Source organism: Actinomadura sp. HBU206391 (genome assembly GCF_014323665.1).
GTDB lineage: Bacteria > Actinomycetota > Actinomycetes > Streptosporangiales > Streptosporangiaceae > Actinomadura_C.
This window is the reverse complement of sequence record NZ_JABVEB010000321.1, coordinates 1-5,520: the sequence shown is the minus strand read 5'-3', so window position 1 is coordinate 5,520 and position 5,520 is coordinate 1. Positions and strand designations below refer to the sequence as shown.

At 70.2% G+C, this 5,520-nt stretch carries 6 protein-coding genes; 5 read left to right on the top strand and 1 reads right to left on the bottom strand.

The genetic code is table 11. The features are described 5' to 3' along the window. From HKK72_RS35345 to HKK72_RS35325, 5 genes are all read left to right on the top strand, one after another. A partial coding sequence (locus tag HKK72_RS35345; RefSeq protein ID WP_261987511.1) for a PEP-utilizing enzyme occupies positions 1-786 on the top strand: 786 nt, incomplete at its 5' end. A 104-nt stretch (positions 787-890) separates the two neighbouring features. After that, positions 891-1,802 carry an ATP-binding protein gene (locus HKK72_RS35340; RefSeq protein WP_187238759.1) on the top strand — a complete coding sequence of 304 codons (912 nt, stop codon included), beginning with the start codon at positions 891-893 and terminating at the stop codon, positions 1,800-1,802. A 25-nt stretch (positions 1,803-1,827) separates the two neighbouring features. Next, positions 1,828-2,106, top strand: coding sequence for a hypothetical protein (locus tag HKK72_RS35335; protein ID WP_187238758.1), 279 nt, complete (start codon positions 1,828-1,830; stop codon positions 2,104-2,106). Continuing rightward, positions 2,036-4,015 (top strand): tetratricopeptide repeat protein, encoded by a 1,980-nt coding sequence (locus tag HKK72_RS35330; RefSeq protein ID WP_187238757.1) that lies wholly within the window; start codon positions 2,036-2,038, stop codon positions 4,013-4,015. Before HKK72_RS35335 ends, HKK72_RS35330 begins: the two co-directional genes overlap by 71 nt. A 26-nt stretch (positions 4,016-4,041) precedes the next feature. Then, positions 4,042-4,377 carry a hypothetical protein gene (locus HKK72_RS35325; protein ID WP_187238756.1) on the top strand — a complete coding sequence of 112 codons (336 nt, stop codon included), beginning with the start codon at positions 4,042-4,044 and terminating at the stop codon, positions 4,375-4,377. Between the two features lie 240 nt (positions 4,378-4,617). On the opposite strand, the gene HKK72_RS35320 is transcribed toward HKK72_RS35325, so the two are convergent. Continuing rightward, a partial coding sequence (locus HKK72_RS35320; protein WP_187238755.1) for an AAA family ATPase occupies positions 4,618-5,520 on the bottom strand: 903 nt, incomplete at its 5' end.

Below are 5,520 nucleotides of genomic sequence, written 5' to 3'. Positions count from 1 at the left end.
CGCGAGGCCCGCAGCAGGCTGACGGCTCGCCCGGCCGCTGATCGGCGGCGCTTCGAGCGAGCGCTCACCCTCGCCCGGCGCGCCTACCCGGTCCGCGAGGACAATGAGTTCGTCACCATCAGCGGGCCGCTCGCGCTGGTACGACTGGCCGCTCTGGAGAGTGGCCGGCGGCTTGCCCGCCGCGGCCAGATCGGCCACCGCGACGATGTGTTCTTCCTGGAACCCGCGGAGGTTCGCGTTGCGCTGCGCTCCGGCGACGACCAGCGCGACCTGGTCGTGCGGCGCAAGGGCGAACGAGCCTGGGTGCTCGCCCACCCTGGGCCGCCCTCATACGGCAGGGACCCCGGCCCGCCGCCGTCGTTCGACCCGCTGCCTGCCGAGGCGCGGTTCGCCATGAAAGCGTTGCTGTGGTACGTGGACCTCGTCCTCGGCTCTCAGGCGCCAACCGACGGCCCGCGGGACGGTGAGCGGCTGCGAGGCATCGGGGTTTCCGCCGGGCGCTACACCGGGCCCGTGCGAATCGTCAAGGACGAGGATGAGTTCGGGAAGATCCGCCCCGGCGACGTACTGGTCTGCCCGATCACCTCTCCGGTGTGGTCCGTGCTGTTCCCGAGCATCGGCGCGCTGGTCACCGACACCGGTGGTCTGCTCTCCCACCCGGCGATCATCGCCCGCGAGTATCGGGTACCGGCCACCGTGGCCACCGGGTGCGCGACCCGGCTGCTGCATGACGCCGAGCTGGTCACGGTCGACGGGACGGCCGGCACCGTGGAGCGTGCGTCGTGACCGCCACCGTCCCGTCCTCCCCGCCGCGACATGCCACCGGGTTCGGCATTCCGGAGACGATAGAAGGCGAGAAGCCCGCTTCGGGGGTGATCGGGAGGGCGCGAATGGCAGGTGCTGCGGAACGCGGCCCGACCGACGCCCCCCTGGTGGGGCGTTCCGCCGAACTCACCCGCGTCCGTGCGGTTGTGGATCGGGTGGCCGGCGGGCAAGGCCGCATGCTCCTGCTCGCCGGCCCGGCGGGGATCGGAAAGTCCCGGCTCTTAGAGGAAGCAACTGCGCTGGCAGGGGACCGCGGTTTCGTCATGTTGCGGGGCGGTGCGCGGGTCCTGGGCCGGGGCTTGGCGTACGCGCCGATCCTGGAAGCGCTCGGGCCGTATCTGCGTGCTCTGGCACCAGGCCAGCGGGTCCGGCTGCTGGATGGGCTGGCGGATCTGGGGCGGCTCTTCACGGATCTGCATTTGCCGCCGACGGAGCCGCTGGGCGATCCGGCACTGGAGCGCACCAGGCTGTTCGAGGCGGTGGCGCGGCTGCTCGCCCGAATGGCTGAGCGGGCACCAGTGGTACTCGCCATGGACGATCTGCACTGGGCGGACACTGCCACGGCCGAACTGCTGCACTATGTGGCGCGGGGCGTCAGCGGGCACCCGATCCTGATACTCGACGCCTACCGCAGCGGCGAGGCCGCCAGGCAGCCGGCGCTGCAGGCACTGGTTCAGGATCTGCGTCGGGCAGGGCTTGCCGAGGAGTTGCGGCTTGGCGGCCTGGCGCCGGAGGCGATCCGATCGCCTGCCCGGGCCGTTCTGGGCGGCGAGCCTCCGCCCGCATTGGTGGAGTTGCTGGCAGCGCGGGCCGCAGGCAGCCCCCTGATAACGACCACGCTGGGTCAGCGAGCTCGTACGCAGCGGTGGCCTGTTCCGCAGCGGCGGCGCCTGGATCCTCGGGCGAAGCGCGGGGGGACTCGTCCCGATCCTCGTCCGCGACCTGGTCCATGGCCAGCTGCGGCGCGCGACCGGTGAGCAGCGGAACCTTCTGGAACTCGTCGTGGTCGCCGGTGACGCGGCGATGTTGCCGGTGCTCTGCGAGGTGGCGGGCACCGGGGAGGAGGACCTTGTCAGCCAGCTGCGCAAGCTGCGTGATCTCGACTTGGTGTTCGAGGTGAGCGACGGACAGGCCCTGGTCTACCGCACTGCTCACCCGGTGTACGCCGAGGTGATCTATGCCGAGCTGCCAGAGGCGGTCCGCCGCCGACATGCCGACGTCGCGGCCGCGTTGGAGCGACGAGGGCGAAGACCTTGCGCTGCTCGCCCCGCACTATCGTGACGCACACGACCAGGTCGGGGCCGAGCGTGCGCTGGAGGTGCTCACCCGCGCAGGCGAGCGGGCGCTCGACGTACTGGCGGGCAAGGACGCCGCGGGTTATCTGGAGGCGGCCCGATCACATGCCACGGTGCTGGCACATAATGACGGGACCTCGGCGCTACTGGAGCGCCTCGGCGACGCGCAGCAGACAGCCGGTCGCCTCGACGCCGCGGTCGCAGCGTGGGAAGAGGCGCTGGAGGCGTACCGGCAGTCGGGGGACCATACGGCGGTGGCGCGGCTGCACCAGCGGCTCGCGTTCGCAGTGTGGGATCAGGGCCGGTTCGAGCGGGCACAGGAACTGCTGGCCGAGGGCTTCGCAGCGCTTCCGGTAACCGGACCGGACCTCGGACTCGGCCTGCGCGAGACCCACGCTCGGCTGGTGCTCCGGCTCGGCGATCTCCCCACCGTACGCGCCGAGGTGGGCCGGCTACGAGCGGCCGGGCAGCGCGCGGGTTCGCTGCGGACCATCGCCGTGGCGGACATGATCGACGGCGACGCCCAACTTCGGGAAGGCCCTGCTTCACAAGCTCACCAGACCTACCTGCGCGCCTTGACCATCGCGGAACGGCTGGCGGACCCGGCCCTGATAGAACAAATACACCGGCCCCTGACAATGGTCGAGCTCATGCTCGACGGACCCGAACCCGCACGTCGCCGGGGGCTGTATGCATTGCAGGTGGCCCGCACCTTTGGGGTACCGCCGCTGGAGATGGCGTCTCGGCTCCTGCTCGTGCTGGTCGACTTCCACGGCGGCGACTGGGAGCAGGCGCAACGCGGCGCCATCGAACTCCTCGCGCTCGGGCACCGGGTAAGCAGCGTCCGTGCCGCCGTCGCCGGTCTGATCGGACAGGCTCTCGTGTTCACGTTCCGCGGCGATATCGCCGAGGCGGCAGCCTGCTTGACAGAAGCACGTACAGCCCTCGGCCCTCGGCCCGCGGACCGCCGGATGGTCACCCTGATCCAGACCATAGAAGCCCAGGTCGCGCGGGAGCGCGGAGATCCGGACCAGGCCGTCGCCGCAGCCGCCGACCTGGCCACGAACTGGCTGATATCGCCGGCGTTCAGCCTGGCTGTGCTCGGCGGAACTCAAATCGCCGCAGGCGGGCTCGACGCCGCGCTCGGCACAGCCGACCGGCTCAAGCAGTTCGGACCACGGGCGCTGTACCCGGCGGCACTGGCCAAGGAACTCATGGGCCTGGTCCACGGCACGCGGGGCGACCAGATGACAGCGCTGCGCGAACTGGGCCGTGCCACAGAGCGGTTCACAACGCTTGCGATGCCGTTCGACGTCGCGAGGTGCCGGCTGCAGTGGTCGCTTGCCGCTCCGCCAAAGCGCCGGGATGAAGCCGTCATCGCGGCGCAGAGCAGCTTGACGGTGTTCACCGCGGTCGGCGCTCGCCGCTACGCCGACCGGGCACGCCGCCTGCTCCGCGGAAGTGTCGACGTGAAGGGACCCGCAGGCCAATCCGTCGTCACCATCGACGTCGATCTCATCCCCCCGCAGCCTCAGTCGTCCTTGACATCTCTACGACCTGAGGAACCTCCACGGCCGGACGTCGAGCCTGCCGCCGACAGCTCGGCAGAGCCGGCAGGGGAGGCGGCACCGGTTCGCAGGCCCACCCGGATGGGACGGCCACGGTACCGTCGCCTGATCTACGCCGGGGCGGCGATGACCCTCGCCGTCGCCGGAACGGCGGTCGGCCTGCTGATCCTCAACCGCAGCGACCCGCCCGCGAAACCGAGACACCCGGCAGGCGCCGCGTTCTCAGCGACATCCCCGTGGCGGCTCGTCATCATCGACAGGATGAGCGACGACAGCGGCTGCAGCGTCACCGTGACGAACACTGGCACGGGCGAAAAAAGGTACTAGAGGGCTACGGTACGAAGTCGTTCCAGATGCACGACACGGGCAATTTCCGGTGGGACGCCAACGACTCGAACTGCCTCGTGATCCAGCGTCCTGGCCATGGGAAGGCCGTGCTGCCCTTCGTCCAGGAATACGGCACGGGTGACACCGACGCCTTCCATGCCACGGGCCGCGCTTCCGTGAGTGTTCTGGACTTCAACGGCAGTGGTCCATGCGATCTCGTGCTGAGCGACGCTGCGGACGGACGGCCCGTGGACTTCGGCACGGTGCGCCAGAACGGCGGCCCGCTGCTTCTCGACCCGAACGATCGCTCCCAGGTCTACCTCACCGACCTGGAATGCAGCGTACGGGTATCCGCCGGATAGACATGAGACCGTGTCGTTCACGCCCTGCATGGCGCTCACGGTGCGATATCGGCCACAAATTGTCGGCAACGGATCGATCGACCGCTGGATTCGCTCTCTGTGAACAGGCCGGTGATCTTGCGGGGGTGAGGTACCAGGTGGCGATCACGGCGGCGTTCCCCCTCACCTCCCGACCATGCTGTCGGCCTGCGGCGACAACCCCGACCGCCTATATTCCTTTCGCAAGTCGAGGGATCTGTCCTATCGGTTGTCGGCGACATCCTCCTCGATGCCATCGGAAGGACCGGAGCCGGAGGGATCGGAGGCGGCGCCCAGGAGACCCCGGGTCAGCGACTGGGCCTGGTCGAACATCTCCTCCAGAGCCACACCGAAGTGAGCGTCCGTGAGGACCTCGACGGACGGGCCCTCGCGCAACGCCACCAGCACCGCGCGCCGTACCAGCTCCTTGACGAACGACGCGGTCACGCCCTCGGTACGGGCGGCCACTGCGGCCAGGTCGGCCTCCAGGCGCAGCTCCTGCCCGTACAGGCGGAGCAGCCGCAGCCGCCCCTCGGAGTCGGGCCGGGGGATCTCGACGGCTAGGTCGACCCGGCCGGGACGTTCGGCGAGCGCGCGTTCCAGGGCCCGGACCCGGTTGGTCGTCAGCATGAACACCACGTCGGCATCGCCCGCCACCCCGTCCATGGCGTCCAGGAGCGAGAACAGCAGCGGGTTGCCGCCATCGGTGATCTCGCGGTCCTCGGCGACCAGGTCGACGTCCTCGACGATGACGACGGAGGGGTTGAGACGGCGTGCGAGGGCCACGGCCGTGTCCAGGAACCGCATCGCCGGGCCGGTCAGCTGGATCACGGTGGAATCGGTGAGGCGGCTCATCAGGTAGCGGACGGTGTGGGTCTTGCCCGTGCCGGGCGGCCCGTGCAGCAGCAGGCCGCGCTTGAGGTGCTGCCCGGCCGCCAGGAGCTGCCGAGCGTGCTCGGCGATCCCGACGACGTGCGCCTCGATCGCGCGCAGCCGCCCGTCGGGCAGCACGACGTCGGCGGCGGTCAGCTCCGGACGCGGCAGGAAGCTCACCAGCTCGTTGCCGTGGTGCTCGCTGGCGCCGAACTTCAGCACTTGGCCGCGCAGCACGTCGTGCTCCTCACG

Excerpts from the sequence above, each read along its gene's own strand:
- HKK72_RS35325 (WP_187238756.1), top strand. The coding sequence starts at position 4,042 with ATGCACGACACGGGCAATTTCCGGTGGGACGCCAACGACTCGAACTGC.
- HKK72_RS35330 (WP_187238757.1), top strand. The coding sequence starts at position 2,036 with ATGCCGACGTCGCGGCCGCGTTGGAGCGACGAGGGCGAAGACCTTGCG.
- HKK72_RS35340 (WP_187238759.1), top strand. The coding sequence starts at position 891 with ATGGCAGGTGCTGCGGAACGCGGCCCGACCGACGCCCCCCTGGTGGGG.